Here is a 23,280-nt window from a genome sequence, read left to right as displayed (position 1 = left end):
TCGGGCGCGATTCCCGTCGCGCCCTTCTCTCAGGTACGAGGTACTCCCATGGCCGTTGGTAAGGTTTCTGACACCGATTTCGAAGCCGAAGTGCTCAAGGCAACCGGCCCCGTGGTCGTTGATTTCTGGGCCGAGTGGTGCGGCCCCTGCCGCATGATCGCACCTGCGCTCGACGAGATCGCCGGTGCGATGGGCGACAAGGTCAAGATCGTGAAGCTCAACGTCGACGAGAGCCCGAAGACCGCGTCGAAATATGGCGTGATGTCGATCCCGACCCTGATGATCTTCAAGGGTGGCGAGATGGCCTCCCGCCAGGTCGGCGCGGCGCCGAAGGCAAAGCTGCAGCAGTGGATCACATCCGCGGTCTGATCCGCCTTGCGGAAGAATATTTTTGGAAACGGCCGGCGAAAGCCGGCCGTTTTGCGTTGATGGGACAGTTCCAGCGTAAGACGAGTCCCAGCCTTTGCCTCCTCCCGCAAGACGCGTGCGAAAATCGACTTCTCTCGTGGCGATGGAGGCGCGCTCGGTCGACGCGATCCCGCGCGGCAAGGAGTGGCAATACGAGCCGAAATGGGATGGCTTCCGCTGCCTGCTGTCGCGCAACGGCGACAGCATCGATCTGCGCTCGAAATCCGGCGAAGACCTCGCGCGCTATTTCCCCGAAATCGTCGCCGCAGCACTGAGGCTGAAGGCGGATCGCTTCACGCTCGACGGCGAGATCGTCGTGCCACACGGCAAGGGGTTTTCTTTCGACGCGCTGCTGCAACGTATTCACCCGGCGGCGAGCCGCGTGAACAAGCTCTCGGAGGAGACGCCGGCGCTCTATCTCGCCTTCGATCTGCTTGCGACGGCCAAGGAGAGGCAGCTTGCCGGGCAGCCGCTGAGTGAGCGACGACCGGCGCTGGAAGGGTTTGCCAAAGCCAATCTGAAAAGCAGTCTCTTCCGCCTCTCCCCGGCGACGACGAGCTACGCCATTGCGAAGAAATGGCTGGCGCAATCCGGCGGCGGCTCGGACGGCGTCATCGCCAAGCGCATCGACCTGCCCTACCAGGCGAGAAATCGCGACGGCATGCAGAAGATCAAGAAATTCCGCAGCGCCGATTGCGTGGTCGGCGGCTTCCGCTATGCCACCAACAAGCTCGCCGGCCGGAAGGTGGTGGGGTCGCTGCTGCTCGGACTCTACGATGACGAAGGTCGCCTGCATCATGTCGGCTTCACCTCGGCGATCAAGGCGACGGAAAAGCCTGACCTGACCGATCGGCTGGAGGCACTGATCGGCGAGCCCGGCTTCACCGGCAACGCGCCGGGCGGGCCGAGCCGCTGGTCCACCGAGCGGTCGGCCAAATGGTGTCCGCTCAAGCCGAAGCTCGTGATCGAGGTCTGCTACGACCATTTCAGCGGCGAGCGCTTTCGCCACGGCACCTCGATCCTGCGCTGGCGTCCCGACAAGGCCCCGCGGCAATGCAGCTTCGAGCAGCTGAAGCAGAAGGCGGTGGATCCGATGAAGCTGCTTGGATGACATTCGCTTTCGTGCCCCGGACGCAGCGCAGCGCTTCTTCAGCGGTGCGCTGCAGAGCCGGGGCCCAAAGCCCGCTGGGTCCCGGCTCTGCGTCGCGTCATTTCATGCCGCGCCGCGTCCGGGACATGAGCGGGGCTATCCAATCCATCCCGTCGCCAGCGCGTTCGCCAACTCCGGCTGGCCATTGCGGCGAGCGAGCGCCGCCATCGCCTCGTGATCGTAGACGACATGGCGGAACGTGACCTGCCAGGCACCATCGGCCAGCTCGAGGATCGCATAGCGCGCGTGCGGCGTTCCAGCTTCCACCACATGCGGGAACGGATGCTTGTCCCGATAGCCCGGGCCGCCGACGCTGCCGGGATTGACGATCAGCCTTCCGTCGCGAGTTCGCACGGCACGCGCGAGATGGGTGTGGGCGCACAGGATCAGCGATTGCGCGATGCCTTGCGCAAACTGCTCGATGCGATCGAGCGGCGACAGCGCCACCGCGCCGTCGGGATGCACGGTATCGAGCCAGTAGACTTCGTCATTCTCGGGCGTCGCGTGACACATGAAAACCTGCTCGCGAAACACGCGCGTCATCGGCTGCGCGCGCAGCCAGTCGAGTTGCGCGGCATTGAGCGCTGCATGGGCCGGGCGATCCCACGAGCCCATCTTCTCCGGCGGACGATCGAGCAGATAGCGGTCGTGATTGCCGAGCACGTGCACGGCGTCGAGCTTCATCAGGATCTCGATGGTGCGGCGCGCATCGAGCGGGCCGCTGAGCATGTCGCCGAGATTGACGATGTCAGAGACGCCTTGCGCGCGGATATCGGCGAGCACAGCTTCCAGCGCGAGGTAATTTCCGTGAACGTCGGCAATCGCGGCAAAACGCATGGGCATTTCTCACTCTATCATGCCCCCGGACGCAGCGCAGCGCTTCTTCAGCGGTGCGCTGCAGAGCCGGGGCCCATGTTGCGGCATTCTGGGTCCCGGCTCTGCGTGGCGTCATTTCATGCCGCGCCGCGTCCGGGACATGAGACCCTCTATGCAGGTGGCGTGCCGTTGATGGCAAGCACGTGGCCGGCGAGATAGAGCGAGCCGGTGATCAGGATGCGCGGCGGCACTTCGTAGGCGAGCTTCGCCAAGGTGCGCAGTGCGGCCTCGATGCCGGGCGCGGGCTCGACGCGCATGCCGAGGCTGCGGGCGGCATCCGTGAGGCGGTCGACCGGCATCGCGTTGTCGGTGTCGGGAATCGGTACCGCGACGATGTGACGGGTCAAACCGGCGAAATTGGCGAGAAAAGCCTGCGCGTCCTTGTTGGCCATCATGCCGACGATCACGACCAGCGGCCGCGACACCCGCTCTTCCAGATCGCCGAGCGCGGCCGCCGCAACGCGGCCGCCTTCCGCATTATGGCCGCCGTCGAGCCAGATCTCCGAGCCCTGCGGGCCGAGAGCGAGCAGCTCGCCCGAAGCGATGCGCTGCATCCGCGCCGGCCATTCCGCACCGACGATCCCGGCCTCGAACGCCGCCTGGTTGATCTTGAAAGCGTTGGTGGCTCGCAACGTCGCGATCGCGAGACCGGCATTGTCAAACTGGTGGCGGCCGAACAGACGCGGCGCCGTGAGATCCATCAGGCCGCGCTCGTCGGAATAGACCAGCCGCCCGTGCTCGACATTGACATGCCAGCTCTCGCCCGCGGCAAACAACGGGGCGCGCATGCGCTTGGCCTGCGCCTCGATCACGGCCATCGCCTCAGCCGACTGCTCGGCGCAAACCACGGGCACGCCGCGCTTGATGATCGCGGCCTTTTCGCCCGCGATCGACGTCAAGGTGTCGCCGAGGAAATCCATGTGGTCCATGCTGACAGGCGTGATCACGCAGGCCGCCGGCGCATCGACGACGTTGGTTGAATCGAGCCGGCCGCCAAGGCCCACCTCCAGCAGAACCACATCGGCCGGGTTCTGCGCGAACAGATGAAATGCAGCCGCCGTCTTGAGCTCGAACACGGTGGCCGGCTCGCCGGCATTGACGCGCTCGACCTCTTCCAGCGCCGCGCGCAACTCGTCGTCACCGACCAGCACGCCGCCCCCGACGCGGCCGAGCCGGAAGCATTCGTTGATGCGAACGAGATAGGGCGACGTGTAGGCGTGGACGCGCAGGTTAGCTGCCTCCAGCGTCGCGCGCAGATAAGCGAGCGTCGAGCCCTTGCCGTTGGTACCGGCGATGTGGATCACCGGCGGCAGCTTGCGCTCGGGATGACCGAGCCGCTCGAGCAGGCGGTGCATCCGCTCCAGCCCGAGATCGATGCGTTTCTGATGCAGGGCCGACAGCCGCCCGATCAATTCGTCGAGCGGCGGCTTTGCGCGGTCAGAGGAAGCGTTCACGCGTGCGGCGCGGCCGGCGCCGTTTCGGGAGCCGATACGATCTGCGCCGGGCTCACGACCGGCTGCACCGGCTTTGACGCTGTCTCAAGCGCCGGCGCCCTGGTCAACAGTCGGCAGAGCCGCGCCAGGGTCGGGCGTAGTTCGTGGCGATGCACGACCATGTCGACCATGCCGTGCTCCTTGAGGTATTCGGCGCGCTGAAAACCCTCGGGGAGTTTTTCGCGAATGGTCTGCTCGATCACGCGCGCGCCGGCAAAACCGATCAGCGCACCGGGCTCGGCGATCTGCACGTCGCCGAGCATCGCATAGGACGCGGTGACGCCACCGGTGGTCGGGTTGGTCAGCACGACGATGTAGGGCTGTTTTGCTTCACGCAGCATCTGCACCGCGACCGTGGTGCGCGGCATCTGCATCAGCGACAAGATGCCTTCCTGCATGCGCGCGCCGCCTGAGGCGGCGAACACGATGAAGGGTGACTTCTTCTCGACCGCGAGCTCGAGGCCGCGCACGATGGCTTCGCCCGCGGCCATGCCGAGCGAGCCGCCCATGAAGTCGAAATCCTGCACGGCGACGACGACAGCGGCGCCTTCGAGCTTGCCGTAGCCGACCTTGATCGCGTCGTTCAGATTGGTGCGCGCGCGGGCATCCTTGATGCGGTCGACGTATTTCTTCTCGTCGCGGAACTTGAGCGGATCGGGCGTGACGTCGGGCAGCGCGACGTCGTACCAGGTCTCGTTGTCGAAGATCGACTTCAAACGCGCCACCGCGCTCATGCGCATGTGGTAGTTCGAGCCGGGGATGACGAACTGGTTGGCCTCGACGTCCTTGTAGAACACGAGCTGTCCGGAATCCGGGCACTTGATCCAAAGATTCTCCGGCGTCTCCCGCCGCAGCATGTTGCGGATCTTCGGCCGGACCACATTGGTAAGCCAGTTCATGGTTTGCTCCGATGTGCGATCCCGCCTGGGGACCGCCTGAAGGGATATATGGCGGCCGGGACCCGGCCCGGCAAGCCGCCGTATTGTCCGCCTTGCTCGTCGGACTTGCTCGTCCGACTTGGCAGCGGAATTAAGGCCTATTCCGCCGCCTGTTGCGCGCCTTTGACGCCTTGGGCCAGTGCCGCCGTCAGCTCAGTGACGGCGTTGACGGTTTTCCCGGTGGCGTGCCCGTCCGCGTCGAGGCTGTTCTTGAGAGCATCGACCAGCGCGGTGCCGACCACGGCGCCGTTCGCATGCGAGGCGATGGAGCGGGCGGTCTCCGGTGTACGGATGCCAAAGCCGACGCAGACCGGCAGTTTTGTGTGCCGCTTGATGCGGGCAACCGCCTCGCCGACGGCCGTGGAGTCCGCGGCCGCAGCGCCGGTGATGCCGGTGATCGAAACGTAGTAGACGAAGCCTGAGGTGTTGGCGAGCACCGCCGGCAGACGCTTGTCATCGGTGGTCGGCGTTGCAAGCCGAATGAAGTTGAGGCCGGCCTTCATCGCAGGCAGGCAAAGCTCGTCGTCCTCTTCCGGCGGCAGGTCGACGATGATGAGGCCGTCGATGCCAGCACTCTTCGCATCGACTAGGAATTTGTCGACGCCATAGATGTAGATCGGGTTGTAGTAGCCCATCAGCACGATCGGCGTCGTGTTGTCGTCCTTGCGGAAGCCGCGCACGAGCTCGAGCGTCTTCTTCAGCGTCATGCCGGCCTTGAGCGCGCGCAGGCCTGCCGCCTGGATCGACGGACCGTCGGCCATCGGATCGGTGAAGGGCATGCCGAGCTCGATCACGTCGGCGCCCGCTTTCGGCAGCGCCTTGATGATCTCGAGCGAGGTCGCCGGATCGGGATCGCCGGCCATCACGAAGGTGACGAAGGCCGCGCGGCCGGCTTTCTTCAGCTCGGCGAAACGGGTGTCGATACGCGTGGTCACTTGCTCTTGCCCCTCAGGATGTCGCCGACCTGCGGGACGTCCTTGTCGCCGCGGCCGGAGAGGTTGACGACCATCAGGTGATCTTTGGTCCGCTTCGGCGCGAGCTCCATCACTTTGGCGATGGCATGTGCCGGTTCGAGCGCGGGGATGATGCCTTCCAGCTTTGACAGCAACTGGAACGCTGCGAGCGCCTCGTCGTCGGTCGCGGAGAGATAGTTCACGCGGCCGATCTCGTGCAGCCAGGAGTGCTCGGGGCCGATGCCGGGATAGTCGAGGCCGGCGGAGATCGAATGCGCGTCCGTGATCTGCCCGTCCGCGTCCATCAGCAGATAAGTGCGGTTGCCGTGCAGCACGCCGGGACGGCCGCCCGCGATCGATGCCGCATGCAGTTGTGTGAGCCCGTGGCCGGCGGCTTCGACGCCGAAGATCTCGACGGTGGAATCATCGAGGAACGGATGAAACAGGCCCATCGCGTTGGAGCCGCCGCCGATGCAGGCGACCAGCGAATCCGGGAGGCGGCCTTCGATCTCCTGCATCTGCGCCTTGGTCTCGTTGCCGATGATCGACTGGAAGTCGCGCACCAGCGTCGGATAGGGATGCGGACCCGCGACCGTGCCGATGCAGTAGAACGTGTTGTGCACGTTGGTGACCCAGTCGCGCAGCGCCTCGTTCATGGCGTCCTTCAGCGTGCGCGTGCCCGACTGCACCGGGACCACCGTTGCGCCCAGCATTTCCATGCGGATGACGTTGGGCTGCTGCCGCTCGACGTCGACGGCGCCCATGTAGACGATGCATTCCAGGCCAAAGCGCGCGCACAGCGTCGCGGTGGCGACACCGTGCTGGCCGGCGCCGGTCTCCGCGATGATGCGCTTCTTGCCCATGCGCCGCGCCAGCATGATCTGGCCGAGCACGTTGTTCACCTTGTGCGAACCGGTGTGATTGAGCTCTTCGCGCTTCAGGTAAATCTTGGCGCCGCCGAGATGCTCGGTGAGGCGCTCGGCGAAATAGAGCGGCGAGGGCCGGCCGACATAATTCTTGAGATAGCCGTTCATCTCGATCTGGAAGGCTGGATCGGCCTTGGCCTCGGTGTAGGCTTTCTCCAGGTCGAGGATCAGCGGCATCAGGGTTTCGGCGACGAAGCGTCCGCCGAAAATGCCGAAATGGCCGCGCTCGTCGGGGCCGCTGCGATAGGAATTGGGTTTTACAACATTCATCGGACGCTCAACTCTTGATTTGCATCTTGGCTTGCGCGCGCGGCGCGAATGAAGGCCTTGATCATCTCGGGGTCCTTCACGCCCGGGGCGTTCTCGACACCGGAGGAAACATCGACGCCGCCGGCGCGGGTCACGCGAACGGCTTCGGCGACGTTGTCTGCATTCAGACCGCCCGAAACCATATACGGCACGTTCAGCTCCAGGTTTCCGAGCAGATGCCAATCGAACGGTGCACCGAGGCCGCCTGGCCGCGTCGCGTCCTTCGGAGCGCGCGCGTCGAACAGGATGCGTTCGGCCACCTCTGCGTAACCGGGCAGCCCGGCGAGATCGGCTGACGTTGCGACCGGCACGACCTTCATCACCGGGCGACCGAACCGTTGCCTGATGTCGCGCAGCCGGGCCACGCTCTCCGTGCCATGAAGCTGGAAAATGTCCGGCGACAGCGCGTCCATGATGTTGTCGAGCGTGGCATCGTCGGCATCGACGGTGAGCGCGACCTTGAGTGCGCGCCGCTTCACCTGCCGGCCGAGCTCCCGTCCGGCTTCCAGCGACAAATGCCGCGGCGACGGCGGGAAGAACACGAACCCCACCATGTCGGCACCCGCCTCGAGCGCCGTTTCGAGCGTCTCGGGCGTGGACAGGCCGCAGATTTTGACGAGCAGGGACATGTTCTCGACGGATAAGGGCTCAAAGCACAGGGAGGCCACGGGTCCGCGGCCAGAAAACGGGCTTTTCGGTTGCGGCCGCTTCTACAACGTCGCGCGCTGCTTGTCTCGCCCGACGGGCCCGTAAAGCCCCACCCCGGAGGGAACGGGGAGGCGCTGGGCCTCGGGCCTTGCTGCGGCCGCCTGGGCCCGCAGATCGGCCAGTTCGCCGCGCGCGGCCCTGGCATCGGCGTCGTGCCGGCGCGCCGCACGCCGCCAGTGCCGCTGGCCGAACCAGACGGCACAACCGCCCGCGAGGACCCCGAGCGCAGCCACCACGATCAGGAGCAGAAACAGCGGCAGCGTGACCGAGAATGACGGGTCGTTGGAAACGAACGGATCGAACGAGACCGTGACGAAATGCCGGTTGGCGACGGCAAAGACCATCAGGATCAGGCCCAGCGGAATCACGACCAGCGCGGTCAGGAATTTTCGCATCTCGGCTCGCTCGCCTTGAATCAAGGTTGCGGCCGCATCGCTCGCGACCGCGGGAAACCTGAGGTGGACCTCAGTCTGGCGCGCCTGGATCCGGGTGGTCGCGATTCAACCGTTCGCGCATTTCCTTGCCGGTCTTGAAGAACGGAACGCTCTTCTGATCGACAGGTACATGGGCGCCGGTGCGCGGATTGCGCCCTGCGCGCGCAGGGCGATGCTTGACCGAGAAGGCACCGAAGCCGCGCAACTCGACGCGATCACCGCGCGCGAGAGCCGCTACGATCTCTTCGAGAATCGCATTCACAATGTTCTCGACATCCCGCTGGTACAGATGCGGGTTGTGCTCGGCGATACGCTGAACAAGTTCGGATTTGATCATCGAGAGATAGGACCCGGGAGCGTGCGGACAACCATTTCCGTGAAAATACCGTGATCTGTCAAGACGCTAAATGAAGGTTGAGCGTCGTGAAAATACGTGACAAATGCCAAAAAAGCGGGCTGGCCCTGCACGCGCCGAACGGGAAAAACCTCTGGGGCTCGCCCGGCGCCGGTCAGTTCGATGCCGCCGGCTGCCACAAAGCCAGCATTCCATCCATTCCGAGCCGATCGACCGCCTGCACGACGCCGGTTTGCCCGATTTGATGCGCAATCGAGCCTAAACCCAGTGCTTCCAGCGTCACTGCGGCCGCCGTCTTGAGGAACGGCAGATCGCTGAAGCGCGGTTGCAGCTTGTAATCGCGCACGGAGAGTCCCTTCTTGACGCCCTTCTGCTCGACCAGCCAAGTCACGGCGGTCTTCTCGTCGCCGATCTGGTCGATCAGCTTGAGATCGATTGCCTGGCGTCCGGTGAAGACACGGCCATCAACCACTTTCTCGAGCTGCGTGTCATCCATGCCACGCCGTTCCTTCACCAATCCCTTGAACCAGGCATAGGAATCCTTCACCAGCGCATCGAGCGCTGCCCGTGCCTCGGGGCTGGTCGGCTCGAAACCGTTGGGCGCGGCCTTCAGCGGCGTGGACTTCACCTCTTCGACCTTGACGCCGACGGTCTTCAACAGCTCCGAGACGTTCGGAAACTGGAACAGCACGCCGATCGAGCCGACCAGTGAGCTCTGCTGGGCGATGATGTGATCGCTGGCGATCGCGGTGATGTAGCCGCCGGAGGCGGCGAGGCCTTCGACGACCACGACGAGCGGCTTCTTTGCTTTCAGCCGTACAAGCGAATCATAGAGCTGCTCGGAGCCGGCGGTGGTGCCGCCCGGCGAGTTGACGTGAACGATGACGGCGGCAGCCTGCGAATTCTCCAGCCGCTCCAGCGCCTGCGTGCGATCGGAGTCGCTGCGGATCAGGCCGTCGATCTGGACCCGCGCGATCGAGCCGGCGGACGCGAACGTGCCACGTGCACCCGGTGTCGCGACCAGCGCGAAGCCTGCGATCGCCGCGATCGCGATCAGCGCGGCCAATACGCGCCAGAACGTCAGCTTGCGGCGGATCCTGCGGCGATCGACGATGATGTCCGAATCGAGCGACATCTCAATATCTCCAAATGAAAGGCCAAGCGCGTTGTGCCGTCGCAGCGTCACCATTGGCTTATCTGGATACATCAATTGCGGCGCAATTAGAAGAAAACAAGGCCGGTAGCGGCATGGGCCACGACGTAGCGACACACTCATTGTCGTCCCGGCGAAGGCCGGGACCCATAACCACAGGGAGTAGTTTGGCGAAGACCCGCGGCCTAGTACTCCCACCGCCCATCATCGATGGATTCCGCGGTATGGGTCCCGGCCTTCGCCGGGACGACCAAGCCAACAAAAAAGCCCCGGCTCGCGCCGGGGCTTTGATGCAGTGAAACCTGCGTTTCGCTTACTTGGTGTCGCGGTTCTTGAGCGCGGTGCCGAGGATGTCGCCGAGCGTCGCCCCCGAATCGGAGGAGCCATACTGCGCGATGGCTTCCTTCTCTTCGGCGACTTCGAGCGCCTTGATCGACACCTGGACCTTGCGGGCCTTCTTGTCGAACTGGATCACGCGGGCATCGACCTTCTCGCCGACGGCGAAGCGTTCGGCGCGCTGATCGTTGCGGTCACGGGCGAGCTCCGAGCGCTTCACGAACGTGGTGAAGTCGGTACCGGTGATCTTCACCTCGATGCCGCTCTCCTTCACTTCGATCACTTCGCAGGTCACGACCGCGCCCTTCTTGACATCGCCCGGCTCGGCGAAGGGGTCGCCTTCAAGCTGTTTGATTCCAAGAGAAATGCGCTCTTTCTCGACGTCCACATCGAGCACCACGGCCTTCACCATGTCGCCCTTCTTGTAGTTGTCGATCACCTGCTCGCCCGGCTGCTTCCAGTCGAGGTCGGAGAGATGGACCATGCCGTCGACGTCGCCCTCGAGGCCCAGGAACAGACCGAACTCGGTCTTGTTCTTGACTTCGCCCTCGACGGTCGAACCGGTCGGGTGACCTTCGACGAAGACCTCCCACGGGTTGCGCATGGTCTGCTTGAGACCGAGCGAGATGCGGCGCTTGACGGAATCGACTTCGAGCACCTGCACTTCGACTTCCTGCGAGGTCGAAACGATCTTGCCGGGGTGCATGTTCTTCTTGGTCCACGACATCTCGGAGACGTGGATCAGGCCTTCGATGCCCGGCTCGAGCTCGACGAACGCGCCGTAGTCGGTGATGTTGGTGACGCGACCGGTGAAGCGGGCACCCAGCGGGTACTTGGCTTCGATGCCCTGCCACGGATCGTCCAACAGCTGCTTCATGCCCAGCGAGATGCGGTGCGTCTCGTGGTTGATCTTGATGATCTTGACCTTCACGGTCTGGCCGATCGAGAGCACCTCGGTCGGATGGTTGACGCGGCGCCACGCGATATCGGTGACGTGCAGCAGACCGTCGATGCCGCCGAGATCAACGAACGCACCGTAATCGGTGATGTTCTTGACGACGCCGTCGATGACCTGACCCTCTTCGAGATTCTGCACCAGCTCCTGACGCTGCTCGGCGCGGGTCTCTTCGAGGACCGTGCGGCGGGACACGACGATGTTGCCGCGGCGGCGGTCCATCTTGAGGATCTGGAACGGCTGCGAGTTGTTCATCAGCGGCGCAACGTCGCGGATCGGACGGATGTCGACCTGCGAACGCGGCAGGAAGGCCACGGCACCGTCGAGGTCGACGGTGAAGCCGCCCTTGACCTGGTTGAAGATGACGCCGTTGACCTTCTCGTTGTTCTGGAAGGCCTTCTCGAGCTTGCCCCAGCTCTCTTCGCGGCGCGCCTTGTCGCGCGACAGCACGGCTTCGCCGAGGGCGTTCTCGATCCGATCGAGGAACACTTCCACCTCGTCGCCGACCTTGAGCTCGCTCTCGCGGCCGGGGCCGGAAAATTCGCGGAGGGCAACGCGGCCCTCGGTCTTCAGGCCGACGTCGATGACGGCCATGTCCTTTTCGATTGCAACAACCTTGCCCTTGATGACTGAGCTTTCCTGCAGGTTGCCGCCTGCGAAGGACTCGTCGAGCATCGCGGCGAAATCGTCGCGCGACGGGCTATAGGTATCAGCAGAAGTCGAAGCCATTTGTTCTCCAGTTGCGGATGTCGTGCCGGCCGTTGGGTTCTTGGGCGCATCGTACGCGCAGTGTCGGAAGGTCCGCAGAACCTTCGAGCGACCGCTCGCTGCTCCGACCTGGAGGCGGAACAGCGGAAGCGGGCCGGCTGAGGCCCGCGCGTTCAATACGTGGAAATCTTTTGTCCGGAGCCTGGATCGCGTCGGCCCCGAGCAGGGACCGAGAGTATCGACCTCAAAGAGCGGGAGCGGGCGCTTCCTCCAATGACGGCAGCGGCTTAACCCCGCGACCGGCCCGCTCGGACGGCCTCGATAATGTCGATGGCGGCCCGGACGCCGCCTTCTATATCCAGTTGGGAGTTATCTAGCAAGTAAGCATCCGCGGCCGGCTTCAGGGGGGCGATCGCCCGGTTCTTGTCGCGTTCGTCGCGCTGGATGATGTCGGCGAGCACGGCCGCCTCGTCGGCCTCCTCGCCCCGCGCCTTGGCCTCCATGGTCCGGCGGCGGGCGCGCACCTTGGGGTCGGCGACGACGAAGATCTTCACGTCGGCATGGGGGCAGATCACGGTTCCAATATCCCGCCCATCGAGCACGGCGCCCGGTGGATCGGCGGCGAATTGCCGCTGAAAACTGACCAGGGCCTCTCGCACCCGGGGGATCGCCGAGACGATGGAGGCGCCCTCGCCGGCCTTCTGGGTCTTCAGGGCCGGATTGCCGAACTTTTCGGGATCGAGTTCCAGCGCCGCAGCCACCGCCGCCGCCTCGTCCCGGAGATCATGACCAGACTGCATCAGGGAATAGGCCACCGCGCGATAGATCACGCCGGTATCAAGATGACGGTAGCCGTAATGGTGGGCAAGGCGCTTGCCGAGCGTGCCCTTGCCCGACGCCGCGGGCCCGTCGATGGCGATGATCATGAAAACTCGGCCCCAAGCGAACGCATCATCGGGATGAAATCCGGAAAACTGGTGGCGATGAAGGCGGTGTCATCGACGGTCACCGGCTGGTCCGACGCGCAGCCCATCACCAGCGCGGACATCGCGATGCGATGATCCATGTGGGTGGCCACGACGCCGCCGCCGGGAACGTGGCCGCGGCCTTCGACGATCAAATCGTCGCCGGAGACCTCGACCTTGACGCCGTTGACGCGGAGCATGGCGGCGGTGGCTTCGAGACGGTCGGATTCCTTGACGCGCAGCTCCTGGAGCCCGCGCATGATGGTCGTGCCCTCGGCGAAGGCCGCCGCCACCGCCAGCACCAGATATTCGTCGATCATCGACGGTGCGCGCTCCGGCGGCACTTCGACACCGCGCAATTTCGAGGCGCGTACACGCAGCTTTGCCATCGGCTCGCCGGCGTCGCCGCGAAGTTCGCTTTCCTCGATCGAGGCGCCCATCTCGCGCAGCGTGGTGAAAAGACCGGTCCGCAGCGGATTGGTCATGACATCGGACAGGACGATTTCGGAGCCTTCGACGATCAGCGCAGCAACGATGGGGAAGGCCGCCGACGAGGGATCGGCGGGCACGATGACATTGGCGCCATGCAGCTCAGGCTGCCCCACGAGCGTGATACGGCGGCCGTGCTGACCTTCCTGCACCGAGGTGATCTCGGCGCCGAAATGCTTGAGCATCAGCTCGGTGTGGTCGCGACTGGCCTCGGTCTCGATGACCGTGGTGATGCCCGGCGCGGCCAGGCCCGCGAGCAGGACGGCGGATTTGATCTGGGCCGAAGCGACCGGCGTCTTGTAGGTGATCGGCAGCGGATCGCGCGCACCCTGGATGGTGAGCGGCAGACGGCCGCCTTCGCCGCTGGTGACGACCTTCGCGCCCATCTTTTCCAGCGGGTCCAGAATCCGGCGCATCGGCCGGCTGCGCAGTGAGGCATCGCCGTCGAAAATCGCAGAGATCGGGCAGCCCGCGACGGCACCCATGACGAGCCGGCAGCCGGTGCCGGAGTTGCCGAAATCCAGCGGTGCTTTGGGCTCCGCGAAGCCCGCGACACCCACGCCGTTCACCTTCCAGGCGAAATCTCCGGTGCGCTCGACCCTGGCGCCAAGCGCCTGCATGGATTTGGCGGTGTTAAGGACGTCCTCGCCCTCCAGGAGGCCAGAAATCCGCGTCTCTCCAACCGCGAGCGCACCAAGGATGAGGGCGCGGTGGGAGATCGACTTGTCTCCGGGCACCCGTACTTTCCCGGTCAGGGGACCGCTGGCGCGCGACTGGAGCGGCGTCGGCTTGTCGGAATCGGTCAAGTTTGTGTCCTTGGATAGGCCCGAAACGTCCCTGCGGGACTCGCGGGGCAGGTACCACATGGCCTCCCCGCCGTCACGGGCATGTCGTTCTCCCGTAATGCGCTATTGACAGCGGGCCGCCAACTAGCCAAGTGAAGCACCGCTTTTCAGACATTCCCAGGATTCCTCTGCCGTGGCCAAGTCCGAACTCGGAACTAAACGTATTTGCCCGACCACGGGCAAAAAGTTCTATGACCTCAACAAGAATCCGGTGATCTCGCCTTATACCGGAGAAGTCGTGCCGATCGCGCCCATCGCGCCGGCTCGCGCCCCCCGCGGCGCCGAAGCCCGGCACGCAGCCGCTGCCGCCGACACCACGCCGGAGCCGGCGGAGGTCGAGGAGGTCTCGCTCGAGGAGGCCGATGCCGAGGAGAACACCGGCAAGGTCAAGGCTGTCGTGCCCGAATCCGAGGACGACATCGAAGTCGATGAGACCATCGAGGACGATGACGACGACGATTCGACCTTTATCGCCGACGACGAAGAAGGCGATGAGGACGTCACCGACATCATTGGTGATGTCGGCGGTGACGAAGAGACTTGAGATAATCCCAGAACTGTGGTTCTGGGTCTTTCCCGACGCGTCGCCCAAGGCGCGTCGGACGGTTAAGGGGCCATAGCTCAGCTGGGAGAGCGCTTGCATGGCATGCAAGAGGTCGGCGGTTCGATCCCGCCTGGCTCCACCAGCCTTCGCTCGCTTCGCGAGCTTCGGCTCGGCAAGCCAGCTCCGCTCCATCGTAGCGAAGCTAGCGAAGGCTGCCGCGGCGTAGCCCGCAGGGCGAAGCCGGGCTTCAGCAATCGAAAGCGGATATATTAAGCTCTCCCTCGACAGCCGGGGAGCGTGCCGTGAAGTACGTCTACATCCTTGAGAGCCTCGATTCCCTCCACTTTTATGTCGGGATTACCGACGATCTGCGCGCCCGACTGACAAAGCACAATGCTGGCGAGGTGCCCCACACCTCGAAATACGGGCCTTGGCGTCTCAAGACTTACGTTGCGTTCAGCAACGAGAAGCAAGCTGTGGCATTCGAGAGGTATCTGAAGTCAGCGTCCGGTCGCGCCTTCGCCAAGAAACGGCTCTAACCCTACTCCCCGATCACCGCATTCAACCGGTCGCGTAGCGCCACAATCTCATCCTTCATCGCGACCAGTTCCGAGACCGAGCAGTCCGACGCCGCCAGGATCGATTGCGGCACGGCGCGCGCCTTGTCCTTCAAGGCGTGGCCCTGCGGGGTCAACGCGATCAGCACCTGACGTTCGTCCTCGCGCGAGCGCGTGCGCTTGACGAGGTGGGCCGCCTCGAGCCGCTTGAGCAGAGGCGTCAGCGTGCCCGAATCCAGGAACAGCTTTTCCCCGATGTCCCTGACCGGCACGTCGTCACGCTCCCACAGCACCAACATCACCAGATATTGCGGATAGGTCAGGCCGAGCCGGTCCAGCAGCGGCTTGTAGACGCGGTTGAAGGCATGCGCGGCCGAATAGACCGCGAAGCAGATCTGGTTGTCGAGACGAAGCGGCGCGTCCGCTGCCGAATGTTTCCGGGGCATCGAGAATCTCACAGGACTTGCTCCATTCTGGGGCCGGGCGGCTGCACATTCAATTGCGAACAATTAAATGTGAGACGCCATGATTTCAATTGCGCGCAATCTAATTGTTTGCGATAAAGATCGTACCCCACCCGAAAGCACAGGGAGACGAAAATGTCCGTGAACGTCCTCTACAAGACCAGCGCAAAAGCCACCGGCGGCCGCGACGGCCATGCCGCGACCCTCGACGGCGCGCTCGACGTCAAGCTCACCACGCCGAAGGAGCTCGGCGGCGGTGGCGGCGCCGGCAACAATCCCGAGCAGCTGTTTGCGGCGGGCTATGCCGCCTGCTTCATCGGCGCGATGAAGTTCGTGTCCTCACAGGGCGGCCCGAAGGTTCCGGCCGACGCCTCCGTGACCTCGACCGTCGGCATCGGTCCGCGCGCGGCCGGCGGCTTCGGTCTCGACATCGACCTTGCCGTCTCGCTGCCGGGCCTCGCCCGCGCGGAAGCCGAGGCGCTGGTCGAGAAGGCGCACCAGGTGTGCCCGTATTCCAACGCGACGCGCGGCAATGTCGACGTTCGCCTGACGGTCGTCTGATCGGTTACGTGAAGCGGCTGGCCCGGGATCCCCCTCGGGCCGGCCGCTTTCGCTTGATTTGCCATCCCGCGGGATTGCGGCGAGCGGCCTGCATGAGGCCCTACGGGAAGCCATTGCCGGTTCGAACGAACCTCGTTAGGCCTGTGATCCATATCGACACAGGGGACGCGAAGGGATGACTGAAGCCGCCAGTTCTGGAGCCGCCACGGGTGCAATGAGCGGCCTGCGCGTCATCGATCTCACGCGCGTGCTCGGCGGTCCCTATTGCACCCAGATCCTCGCCGACCACGGCGCCGACGTGATCAAGGTCGAGCCGCCCGCAGGCGACGAGGTGCGCGACTGGGGCCCTCCCTTCCACGAGGAGGACGCGGCCTATTTCATCGGCATCAACCGCAACAAGCGCTCGATCGGCCTCGACCTCGCCTCCGAGGGCGGCCGGACCGTGCTGCTCAAGATGCTGGAGAGCGCCGACGTCCTGATCGAGAACTTCAAGCCAGGCACGCTGGAGAAATGGGGCATCGGCAACGAGGTGTTGCGCGAAAAATTTCCGCGCCTCGTGCATTGCCGGATCTGCGGCTTCGGCGCCGACGGACCGCGCGGCGGCAATCCCGGCTATGACGCCATCATCCAGGCCATGACCGGCATGATCGCGGCGACCGGCTCGCCCGAGAGCGGGCCGATGCGGATCGGCGTGCCGCTGGTGGACATCGGCACCGGCCTCTATGCGGCGATCGGCATCTTGATGGCGTTGTCGGAGCGGCAGCGCTCGGGCCAGGGCCAGTTCCTGGAGACCACGCTGTACGAGACCGGTCTCGCCATCATGCATCCGCACACCGCGAATTATTTCATGCATGGTAAGCCGCCGTCGCTGACCGGCAACGAGCATCCCAACCTCGTGCCCTATGCGATCTTCCCGACCAAGACCGACGACATCTTCATCGGCGTCGGCAATGACGGCACCTTCCGCAAGCTCGCCAAGGAGATCGGCAAGCCCGAGCTCGGCACCGATCCGCGCTTTGCCCGCAACAAGGATCGCATCGCCAATCGCGAAGCGCTGCGGGCCGAGCTCGCCGCCGTGTTCAGCCAGCACGAGGCCGAGCCGCTGTGCAATCGCCTGCTCGCCGCGGGCCTGCCCGCAGGGCCCGTGCAGAAGATCGACCAGGCGTTGACCAACCCGCACACGATCGCCCGCGGCGATATTATCGAGAAGGACTGGTACAAGGGCGTGGCATCGCCGATCCGACTCGACCGCAGCAAGCCGAGCCTGCGTCGCCTGCCGCCGAAATTCAGCCAACATGCAGCCGAGGTGCTGGGCGAATTCGGCTACTCCAGGTCCGAGATCGACGCGATGGTGGAGCAGGGCACGGTCTGCGGACCCGAGCGCAAGCGTTGAGATAAGACGAACATCGAGCCTCACCGTAGGTGCGCTCCCTCGCCCGCTTGCGGGAGAGGGTTGGGGAGAGGGTATCTCCGCAACGGGACAATCCCCAAGCGGAAAGAGCCCTCACCCGCGCCTTCGGCGCGACCTCTCCCGCAAGCGGGAGAGGTTTGGGAGCCCGCGGGCCGATCGTCTGCCTCACTATTCTGCTGAAGACGTAGCGACCAACCCATCACTCCCGAATGCTGCACCGCGAACGGAGAACGCTGCGCGCGCGGCATTCGCCTATTTGACAGCTTCCCTTTTGCAGCGCTTGCCGCTTTCGTTTCGGCCGCTTACACAGTCATGTGAACGTCATATGGCGCTGCTAGCGCAAGCGATCATTTTTGACGGCCTAAGAGAACGGCCAAGGGAGGTTTACTTGATGGCTCTTCGACACTTTGGAGCGGCTGCCGCTATTGCATTCACGGTTGGATTATCGGCCTCGCCGGCCTCGGCCGCGACCGAAATCCAGTGGTGGCACGCGATGACAGGCGCCAACAACGACGTCATCGTCAAGCTCGCCACCGACTTCAACGCGTCGCAGAGCGACTACAAGGTGATCCCGACCTACAAGGGCAACTATCCCGATACGATGAACGCGGGCATCGCGGCGTTCCGCGCCGGCAACGCCCCGCACATCATGCAGGTGTTCGAAGTCGGCACCGCGACCATGATGGCCGCGACCGGCGCCGTGAAGCCCGTCTACAAGCTGATGACTGAGGCCGGCGAGAAGTTCGACCCCAAGATCTACCTGCCCGCCATCACCGGCTACTATTCGACGTCGAAGGGCGAAATGCTGTCCTTCCCCTTCAACTCGTCCTCGACCGTGATGTGGGTGAACCTCGACGAGCTGAAGAAGGCGAATGTCGAGATCCCGAAGACCTGGCCCGAAACGTTCGAGGCCGCCAAGAAGCTAAAGGCTGCCGGTCACGACACTTGCGGCTTCTCCGGTTCCTGGGTCACCTGGGTCAATCTCGAGCAGCTCTCGGCCTGGCACAACGTGCCGCTCGCCAGCAAGGCCAACGGCCTCGACGGCTTCGACACCGTGCTGGAGTTCAACGGACCGCTTCAGGTCAAGCATCTCGAAACCCTGGTCGAGCTGCAGAAGACAAAGACCTATGACTACGCCGGCCGCACCAACACCGGCGAAGGCCGCTTCACCTCCGGCGAATGCCCGATCTACCTGACCTCGTCGGCGTTCTTCGGCAACGTCAAGGCGCAGGCCAAGTTCGCCTTCACCGCCGTGCCGATGCCGTATTATCCGGACGTCAAGGGCGCACCGCAGAACTCGATCATCGGCGGCGCTTCGCTGTGGGTGATGGGCGGCAAGTCGGCCGAGGAATACAAGGGGGTCGCGAAGTTCCTGACCTTCCTCTCGGACACCGATCGCCAGGTCTATATCCACAAGGCCTCGGGCTATCTGCCGATCACCAAGGCGGCCTACGCCAAGGCGAAGGAAGAGGGCTTCTACAAGGATCAGCCCTATCTCGAGACGCCGCTGCTCGAGCTGACCAACAAGGAGCCGACCGAGAATTCGCGCGGTCTGCGCCTCGGCAACATGGTTCAGCTGCGTGACGTGTGGTCGGAAGAGATCGAGCAGGCGCTGGCCGGCAAGAAGACCGCCAAGCAGGCGCTGGATGCCGCCGTCGAGCGCGGCAACACGATGCTGCGGCAGTTCGAAAAGACCGCCGTCAAGTGAGGCAATGAGCGGCAGGCCGCGACCCGGCCTGCCGCTCTGCTGGCATCATGCAAAAGCAAGCGATTTTCCAGTCAAGGCTGTTACCGTACGCGCTGGTTGCGCCGCAGCTCGCGATCGTCCTGATTTTCTTCTATTGGCCGGCCCTGCAGGCGGTGGTCCAGTCCTTCCTGCTCCAGGATGCGTTCGGTCTGTCGACCACGTTTGTCTGGTTCGAGAATTACATCGACCTGTTCAAGGACGCAGCCTATTTCGAGGCGATCGTCCGAACCTTCTTGTTCTCGTTCGCCATCGCCGTCTCGTCGCTGTCCTTCGCGCTGCTGCTCGCCGTGATGGCGGACAAGCCGCTGCGTGGCTCGATGCTCTACCGCACGCTGCTGATCTGGCCCTATGCGGTGGCGCCGCCCGTGGTCGGCGTGCTCTGGATCTTCATGCTGCATCCCTCGCTCGGCGTGCTCTCGCGTTATCTGCGCAACATGGGCATCGACTGGAATCCGCTGCTCGACGGCGACCAGGCCGCCGCGCTGATCATCCTCGCCGCCGCGTGGAAGCAGATCTCCTATAATTTCCTGTTCTTTCTCGCCGGCCTGCAAGCGATCCCGAAGAGCGTGTTCGAGGCCGCCGCGATCGACGGCGCCCGTCCGATGCGGCGGTTCTGGACCGTGACGTTCCCGCTGCTGTCGCCGACCATCTTCTTCCTGCTGGTGGTCAACATCGTCTACGCCTTCTTCGACACGTTCGGCATCATCGACACGATGACCCGCGGCGGTCCGGGAACGTCGACGGTGACGCTGGTCTACAAGGTCTATTCCGACGGACTGCTCGGCGGCAATCTCGGCAGCTCGGCCGCGCAGTCGGTCATCCTGATGGTCATGGTCATCGTGCTGACGGGAATCCAGTTCCGCTTCGTCGAACGCAAGGTGACCTACTGATGGTCGAGGAAGAGGGCTTCCGGCGCTACATCGCCCACATCATCCTCTGGATCGGGATCGCGATCGTCGCGTTCCCCGTCTACATCGCGTTCGTCGCCTCGACCCAGGACAACGCGCTGATCGCCAACGGGCAGATGTCGCTGCTGCCGGGCGGTCATTTCTTCGAGGTCTACTACCAGACCATTTTCGTCGGCACGAGCGGCTCGACCCGCGAGCCCGTCGGCAACATGATGCTGAACTCGCTGGTGATGGCGCTGCTGATCGCGGTCGGCAAGATCGCGATCTCGATCATCTCCGCCTATGCGATCGTCTATTTCCGCTTTCCGTTCCGGATGCCGATCTTCTGGATCATCTTCATCACCCTGATGCTGCCGGTCGAGGTGCGCATCTATCCGACCTACAAGATCGTCGCAGATCTGCACATGCTGGACAGCTATGCGGGCCTGGCGCTGCCGCTGATCGCCTCGGCCACCGCGACGCTGCTGTTCCGCCAGTTCTTCATGACCGTGCCGGACGAGCTGCTGGAGGCCTCGCGCATCGACGGCGCCGGTCCCCTGCGCTTCTTCTGGGACACGCTGCTGCCGCTGTCGCGCACCAACATGGCGGCGCTGTTCGTGATCCTTTTCATCCTCGGCTGGAATCAATATCTCTGGCCGCTGCTGATCACCACCCGCGACGACATGCAGACCATCCAGGTCGGCATCCGCAAGATGATCACCACCACCGACGCGCTGACCGAATGGCCGATCGTGATGGCGACCGCCGTGCTCGCGATGCTGCCACCGGTGTTCGTCGTCGTCGTGATGCAGAAACTGTTCGTGCGCGGACTCGTGGAGACGGAAAAGTAGATCCCATGGCTAACGTCACCCTGCGCAACGTCCGCAAGACCTATCCCGGCGGCTTCGAGGCCATCAAGGGCGTCAACGTCGATGTGGGCGACGGCCAGTTCTGCGTGCTGGTCGGCCCATCCGGCTGCGGCAAGTCGACATTGCTGCGCATGGTCGCAGGGCTCGAAACCGTCACCGGCGGCGAGATCGACATCGGCGGCCGCATCGTCAACCAGATCGAGCCCGCCGATCGCGACATCGCGATGGTGTTCCAGAACTACGCGCTCTATCCGCATATGAGCGTCTTCAACAACATGGCCTACGGCCTGCGCAACCGCGGCATGAAGGAGGCCGAGGTCAAGACCCGCGTCGACGAAGCCGCGCGCGTGCTCGAGCTCACCTCGATGCTGGAGCGCAAGCCGCGCCAGCTCTCAGGCGGCCAGCGCCAGCGCGTCGCCATGGGCCGCGCCATCGTGCGCCAGCCGAAAGTGTTCCTGTTCGACGAGCCGCTGTCCAACCTCGACGCCAAGCTCCGCATCGCGATGCGGGTCGAGATCCGCAAATTGCAGCGCCGGCTCAACACCACGTCGATCTACGTCACCCACGACCAGCTGGAGGCGATGACGCTCGCCGACATTCTCGTGGTCATGAATGGCGGCCAGGTCGAACAGGTCGGCAATCCGCTCGCGATCTACGAGAAGCCGGCCACGACCTTCGTCGCCTCCTTCATCGGCGCGCCGCCGATGAATCTGATGTCGACGCGGCCCGAGGAGATCCGGTCGCAGCTCGCCGGCAGCGGCGCGGCTGACGCCGGAATCCTCGGCATCCGTCCGGAGGATTTCGTCATCACCGACCAGACCCCCGCCGACGGCGTCGTATTGCCGCTCACCGTGGAAGCGATCGAGCGTGTCGGCGCCGAAACCTTCATCTACGGCACGCGGGCTCAGGACGAGCAGCGCATCGCGGCCAATCCCGGCGAGCTGCCGCCCGGCGAGGTCATCGTCCGCATCCCCGGCTCGGAGGCGCCGCCGATCGGCGAGAGGATTCGCGTCGCGGCGGTGCGGGCGAAGCTGCATCTGTTCAGCGGCGACGGCCGGACGCGGATCGAGGCCTGACCGGTTCCGCAGGTCGATCGGTCAAAACCGCGAAAACAACCCCATGCACAGTAGAAGGGTGTTTGTTTTCGTTGAGAAAAATCGACCCGCAAATTCGTCGGACGCAGGGCTAGTCGCAGGCGTTTCGCGCCATGACGACAAGTCAGCCTTTGTGCATGGCAGAGTGGGTGAGCTGCCAATCCACAGCCCCCGCTACGTCCTTGAACCGACACGCGGATATGCCCATATTGCTGATCAAGGGGTGCCTGTACGGGCCCTGATGCACCAAAGTCGCTTCGAGAGGACTTTGTAAACTATGTCTCGTGTTCCCACGCTTTCCAGTCCGTTCCTTCTGGGCTTCGACGAGATCGAGCGCGTGCTCGATCGGGTCGTCAAAGGTGCCGACGGTTACCCTCCCTACAATATCGAGAGGTGCGACCGATCGGAGGGCCAGCCCGAGCGGCTGCGGATCACGCTGGCGGTCGCCGGATTTACCCGCGACCAACTCGATGTAACCATTGAGGAAAACCAGCTCGTCATTCGCGGGCGGCAGCAGGACGACAAGACCCGGCAATACATCCATCGCGGCATCGCCGCGCGCCACTTCCAGCGCACCTTCGTGCTGGCGGAGGGGATGCTGGTGCTGGGTGCGGATCTGAAGAACGGATTGCTGGCGATCGATCTTGCCCGGCCGGAACCGGAGAGGATCGTTAAGACAATCGCTATCAATGAGCACGAATAATGGAACGAGTAGCGGACTCGACCGCTTAGTTTCTGTGAAGGAGTCGAGACCATGAGTGAAGGTCACGTTGCGTTCGAATACGAAGCCAAGAACGTCTCGCCGGAGACGCTGGCAACCCTCGGCGAAGGCCATATCGCCTATGTGAAGCAGATCCGCTCCGAGGATGTGCCGGGCCTGTTTCCCGAAGCGCCGAAGATCGCGCCGGGCCTCAAGCTCTTCGCGCTCCACGCCGCCGACGGCACGCCGATCATGCTGACCGACAGCCGCGAAGCCGCGATCGCCAACGCCTGGAGCAACGAGCTGCAAGCGGTGAGCGTGCACTGAGCACGCGCACGTCGCACGAATAGGGTTTCAAGCGGGCATGCCTTCGAAGGAAGGCGTGCCCGTTTCTATTTCGGCTGATGAAGTTTCCACGTCGTCTCTGCGAGCGCAGCGAAGCAAT

General features: G+C 64.1%; 25 protein-coding genes and 1 tRNA gene. 13 read left to right on the top strand and 13 right to left on the bottom strand.

What is annotated here, in order from left to right; all coding sequences use genetic code 11:
• The first annotated feature begins 48 nt into the window (after positions 1-48).
• Together trxA and C7G41_RS19360 are read left to right on the top strand one after the other, a co-directional pair.
• The gene (gene trxA, locus C7G41_RS19365) at positions 49-369 is read left to right on the top strand and encodes a thioredoxin (RefSeq protein ID WP_106944039.1); all 321 of its coding nucleotides are present in this window, start codon (positions 49-51) and stop codon (positions 367-369) included.
• A 142-nt stretch (positions 370-511) separates the two neighbouring features.
• Positions 512-1,519 (top strand): ATP-dependent DNA ligase, encoded by a 1,008-nt coding sequence (locus C7G41_RS19360; RefSeq protein ID WP_106944038.1) that lies wholly within the window; start codon positions 512-514, stop codon positions 1,517-1,519.
• A gap of 135 nt (positions 1,520-1,654) precedes the next feature.
• Here the strand turns inward: C7G41_RS19360 and C7G41_RS19355 are convergent, their stop codons facing one another.
• The 12 genes from C7G41_RS19355 to aroA all read right to left on the bottom strand — a co-directional run bounded on the left by C7G41_RS19355 (position 1,655) and on the right by aroA (position 14,022).
• A complete protein-coding gene (locus C7G41_RS19355; protein ID WP_199198481.1) occupies positions 1,655-2,395 on the bottom strand; it encodes a metallophosphoesterase in 741 nt (246 codons plus the stop codon).
• A gap of 149 nt (positions 2,396-2,544) precedes the next feature.
• Entirely contained in the window at positions 2,545-3,888 is a 1,344-nt protein-coding gene (locus C7G41_RS19350) for a folylpolyglutamate synthase/dihydrofolate synthase family protein (RefSeq protein ID WP_106944036.1), read from the bottom strand.
• The gene (gene accD / locus C7G41_RS19345; RefSeq protein ID WP_106944035.1) at positions 3,885-4,826 is read right to left on the bottom strand and encodes an acetyl-CoA carboxylase, carboxyltransferase subunit beta; all 942 of its coding nucleotides are present in this window, start codon (positions 4,824-4,826) and stop codon (positions 3,885-3,887) included. The genes C7G41_RS19350 and accD overlap by 4 nt, the downstream gene beginning before the upstream one ends.
• A gap of 137 nt (positions 4,827-4,963) precedes the next feature.
• Positions 4,964-5,800 (bottom strand): tryptophan synthase subunit alpha, encoded by an 837-nt coding sequence (gene trpA, locus C7G41_RS19340; protein WP_106944034.1) that lies wholly within the window; start codon positions 5,798-5,800, stop codon positions 4,964-4,966.
• Complete coding sequence (gene trpB / locus C7G41_RS19335) at positions 5,797-7,014, bottom strand: tryptophan synthase subunit beta (protein ID WP_106944033.1); 1,218 nt, start codon at positions 7,012-7,014, stop codon at positions 5,797-5,799. The genes trpA and trpB overlap by 4 nt, the downstream gene beginning before the upstream one ends.
• Positions 7,011-7,682, bottom strand: coding sequence for a phosphoribosylanthranilate isomerase (locus C7G41_RS19330; protein WP_106944032.1), 672 nt, complete (start codon positions 7,680-7,682; stop codon positions 7,011-7,013). The genes trpB and C7G41_RS19330 overlap by 4 nt, the downstream gene beginning before the upstream one ends.
• An 81-nt stretch (positions 7,683-7,763) precedes the next feature.
• Positions 7,764-8,156 (bottom strand): lipopolysaccharide assembly protein LapA domain-containing protein, encoded by a 393-nt coding sequence (locus C7G41_RS19325; protein WP_106944080.1) that lies wholly within the window; start codon positions 8,154-8,156, stop codon positions 7,764-7,766.
• A 70-nt stretch (positions 8,157-8,226) separates the two neighbouring features.
• Positions 8,227-8,532, bottom strand: coding sequence for an integration host factor subunit beta (locus C7G41_RS19320; protein WP_007598410.1), 306 nt, complete (start codon positions 8,530-8,532; stop codon positions 8,227-8,229).
• A 172-nt stretch (positions 8,533-8,704) separates the two neighbouring features.
• Positions 8,705-9,685, bottom strand: a complete 981-nt coding sequence (gene sppA, locus C7G41_RS19315) for a signal peptide peptidase SppA (RefSeq protein WP_106944079.1) — start codon at positions 9,683-9,685, stop codon at positions 8,705-8,707.
• A gap of 331 nt (positions 9,686-10,016) precedes the next feature.
• Positions 10,017-11,723, bottom strand: coding sequence for a 30S ribosomal protein S1 (rpsA, locus tag C7G41_RS19310; RefSeq protein WP_106944031.1), 1,707 nt, complete (start codon positions 11,721-11,723; stop codon positions 10,017-10,019).
• A 266-nt stretch (positions 11,724-11,989) separates the two neighbouring features.
• Positions 11,990-12,628, bottom strand: coding sequence for a (d)CMP kinase (gene cmk, locus C7G41_RS19305; RefSeq protein ID WP_027514724.1), 639 nt, complete (start codon positions 12,626-12,628; stop codon positions 11,990-11,992).
• Positions 12,625-14,022: a 3-phosphoshikimate 1-carboxyvinyltransferase gene (aroA, locus tag C7G41_RS19300; protein ID WP_373681132.1), complete on the bottom strand. Its 1,398-nt coding sequence runs from the start codon at positions 14,020-14,022 to the stop codon at positions 12,625-12,627. The genes cmk and aroA overlap by 4 nt, the downstream gene beginning before the upstream one ends.
• A 112-nt stretch (positions 14,023-14,134) precedes the next feature.
• On the opposite strand from aroA, the gene C7G41_RS19295 reads away from it, so the two are divergent.
• The 3 genes from C7G41_RS19295 to C7G41_RS19285 all read left to right on the top strand — a co-directional run bounded on the left by C7G41_RS19295 (position 14,135) and on the right by C7G41_RS19285 (position 15,084).
• Positions 14,135-14,545 carry a TIGR02300 family protein gene (locus tag C7G41_RS19295; RefSeq protein ID WP_106944029.1) on the top strand — a complete coding sequence of 137 codons (411 nt, stop codon included), beginning with the start codon at positions 14,135-14,137 and terminating at the stop codon, positions 14,543-14,545.
• A gap of 66 nt (positions 14,546-14,611) precedes the next feature.
• A tRNA-Ala gene (locus C7G41_RS19290) sits at positions 14,612-14,687 on the top strand.
• Positions 14,688-14,847: 160 nt separating this feature from the next.
• A complete protein-coding gene (locus C7G41_RS19285; protein WP_106944028.1) occupies positions 14,848-15,084 on the top strand; it encodes a GIY-YIG nuclease family protein in 237 nt (78 codons plus the stop codon).
• A 2-nt stretch (positions 15,085-15,086) separates the two neighbouring features.
• Here C7G41_RS19285 and C7G41_RS19280 read toward each other — a convergent pair whose 3' ends face one another.
• Positions 15,087-15,548 carry a MarR family winged helix-turn-helix transcriptional regulator gene (locus tag C7G41_RS19280; protein ID WP_106944027.1) on the bottom strand — a complete coding sequence of 154 codons (462 nt, stop codon included), beginning with the start codon at positions 15,546-15,548 and terminating at the stop codon, positions 15,087-15,089.
• Between the two features lie 153 nt (positions 15,549-15,701).
• Here C7G41_RS19280 and C7G41_RS19275 point away from each other — a divergent pair, with 153 nt between their 5' ends.
• From C7G41_RS19275 to C7G41_RS19235, 8 genes are all read left to right on the top strand, one after another.
• Entirely contained in the window at positions 15,702-16,127 is a 426-nt protein-coding gene (locus tag C7G41_RS19275; RefSeq protein ID WP_007598424.1) for an organic hydroperoxide resistance protein, read from the top strand.
• A 175-nt stretch (positions 16,128-16,302) separates the two neighbouring features.
• Positions 16,303-17,520, top strand: coding sequence for a CaiB/BaiF CoA-transferase family protein (locus C7G41_RS19270; RefSeq protein WP_106944026.1), 1,218 nt, complete (start codon positions 16,303-16,305; stop codon positions 17,518-17,520).
• Positions 17,521-17,929: 409 nt separating this feature from the next.
• Positions 17,930-19,246: a sn-glycerol-3-phosphate ABC transporter substrate-binding protein UgpB gene (ugpB, locus tag C7G41_RS19260; RefSeq protein WP_106944025.1), complete on the top strand. Its 1,317-nt coding sequence runs from the start codon at positions 17,930-17,932 to the stop codon at positions 19,244-19,246.
• A gap of 47 nt (positions 19,247-19,293) precedes the next feature.
• Complete coding sequence (gene ugpA, locus C7G41_RS19255; protein ID WP_106944024.1) at positions 19,294-20,175, top strand: sn-glycerol-3-phosphate ABC transporter permease UgpA; 882 nt, start codon at positions 19,294-19,296, stop codon at positions 20,173-20,175.
• Positions 20,175-21,023, top strand: coding sequence for a sn-glycerol-3-phosphate ABC transporter permease UgpE (gene ugpE, locus C7G41_RS19250; protein ID WP_063992189.1), 849 nt, complete (start codon positions 20,175-20,177; stop codon positions 21,021-21,023). The genes ugpA and ugpE overlap by 1 nt, the downstream gene beginning before the upstream one ends.
• A gap of 5 nt (positions 21,024-21,028) precedes the next feature.
• Positions 21,029-22,117, top strand: a complete 1,089-nt coding sequence (locus C7G41_RS19245) for a sn-glycerol-3-phosphate import ATP-binding protein UgpC (protein WP_106944023.1) — start codon at positions 21,029-21,031, stop codon at positions 22,115-22,117.
• Between the two features lie 295 nt (positions 22,118-22,412).
• Positions 22,413-22,838 (top strand): Hsp20 family protein, encoded by a 426-nt coding sequence (locus C7G41_RS19240; RefSeq protein ID WP_007598583.1) that lies wholly within the window; start codon positions 22,413-22,415, stop codon positions 22,836-22,838.
• Between the two features lie 51 nt (positions 22,839-22,889).
• Positions 22,890-23,162: a DUF1150 domain-containing protein gene (locus C7G41_RS19235; RefSeq protein WP_007598581.1), complete on the top strand. Its 273-nt coding sequence runs from the start codon at positions 22,890-22,892 to the stop codon at positions 23,160-23,162.
• The last annotated feature ends 118 nt before the right edge of the window (positions 23,163-23,280 follow it).

The organism is Bradyrhizobium sp. MOS002 (genome assembly GCF_003020115.1).
Lineage (GTDB): Bacteria > Pseudomonadota > Alphaproteobacteria > Rhizobiales > Xanthobacteraceae > Bradyrhizobium.
Note: the sequence above shows the minus strand (reverse complement) of the source record. Positions and strands in the feature narration are given on the sequence as shown.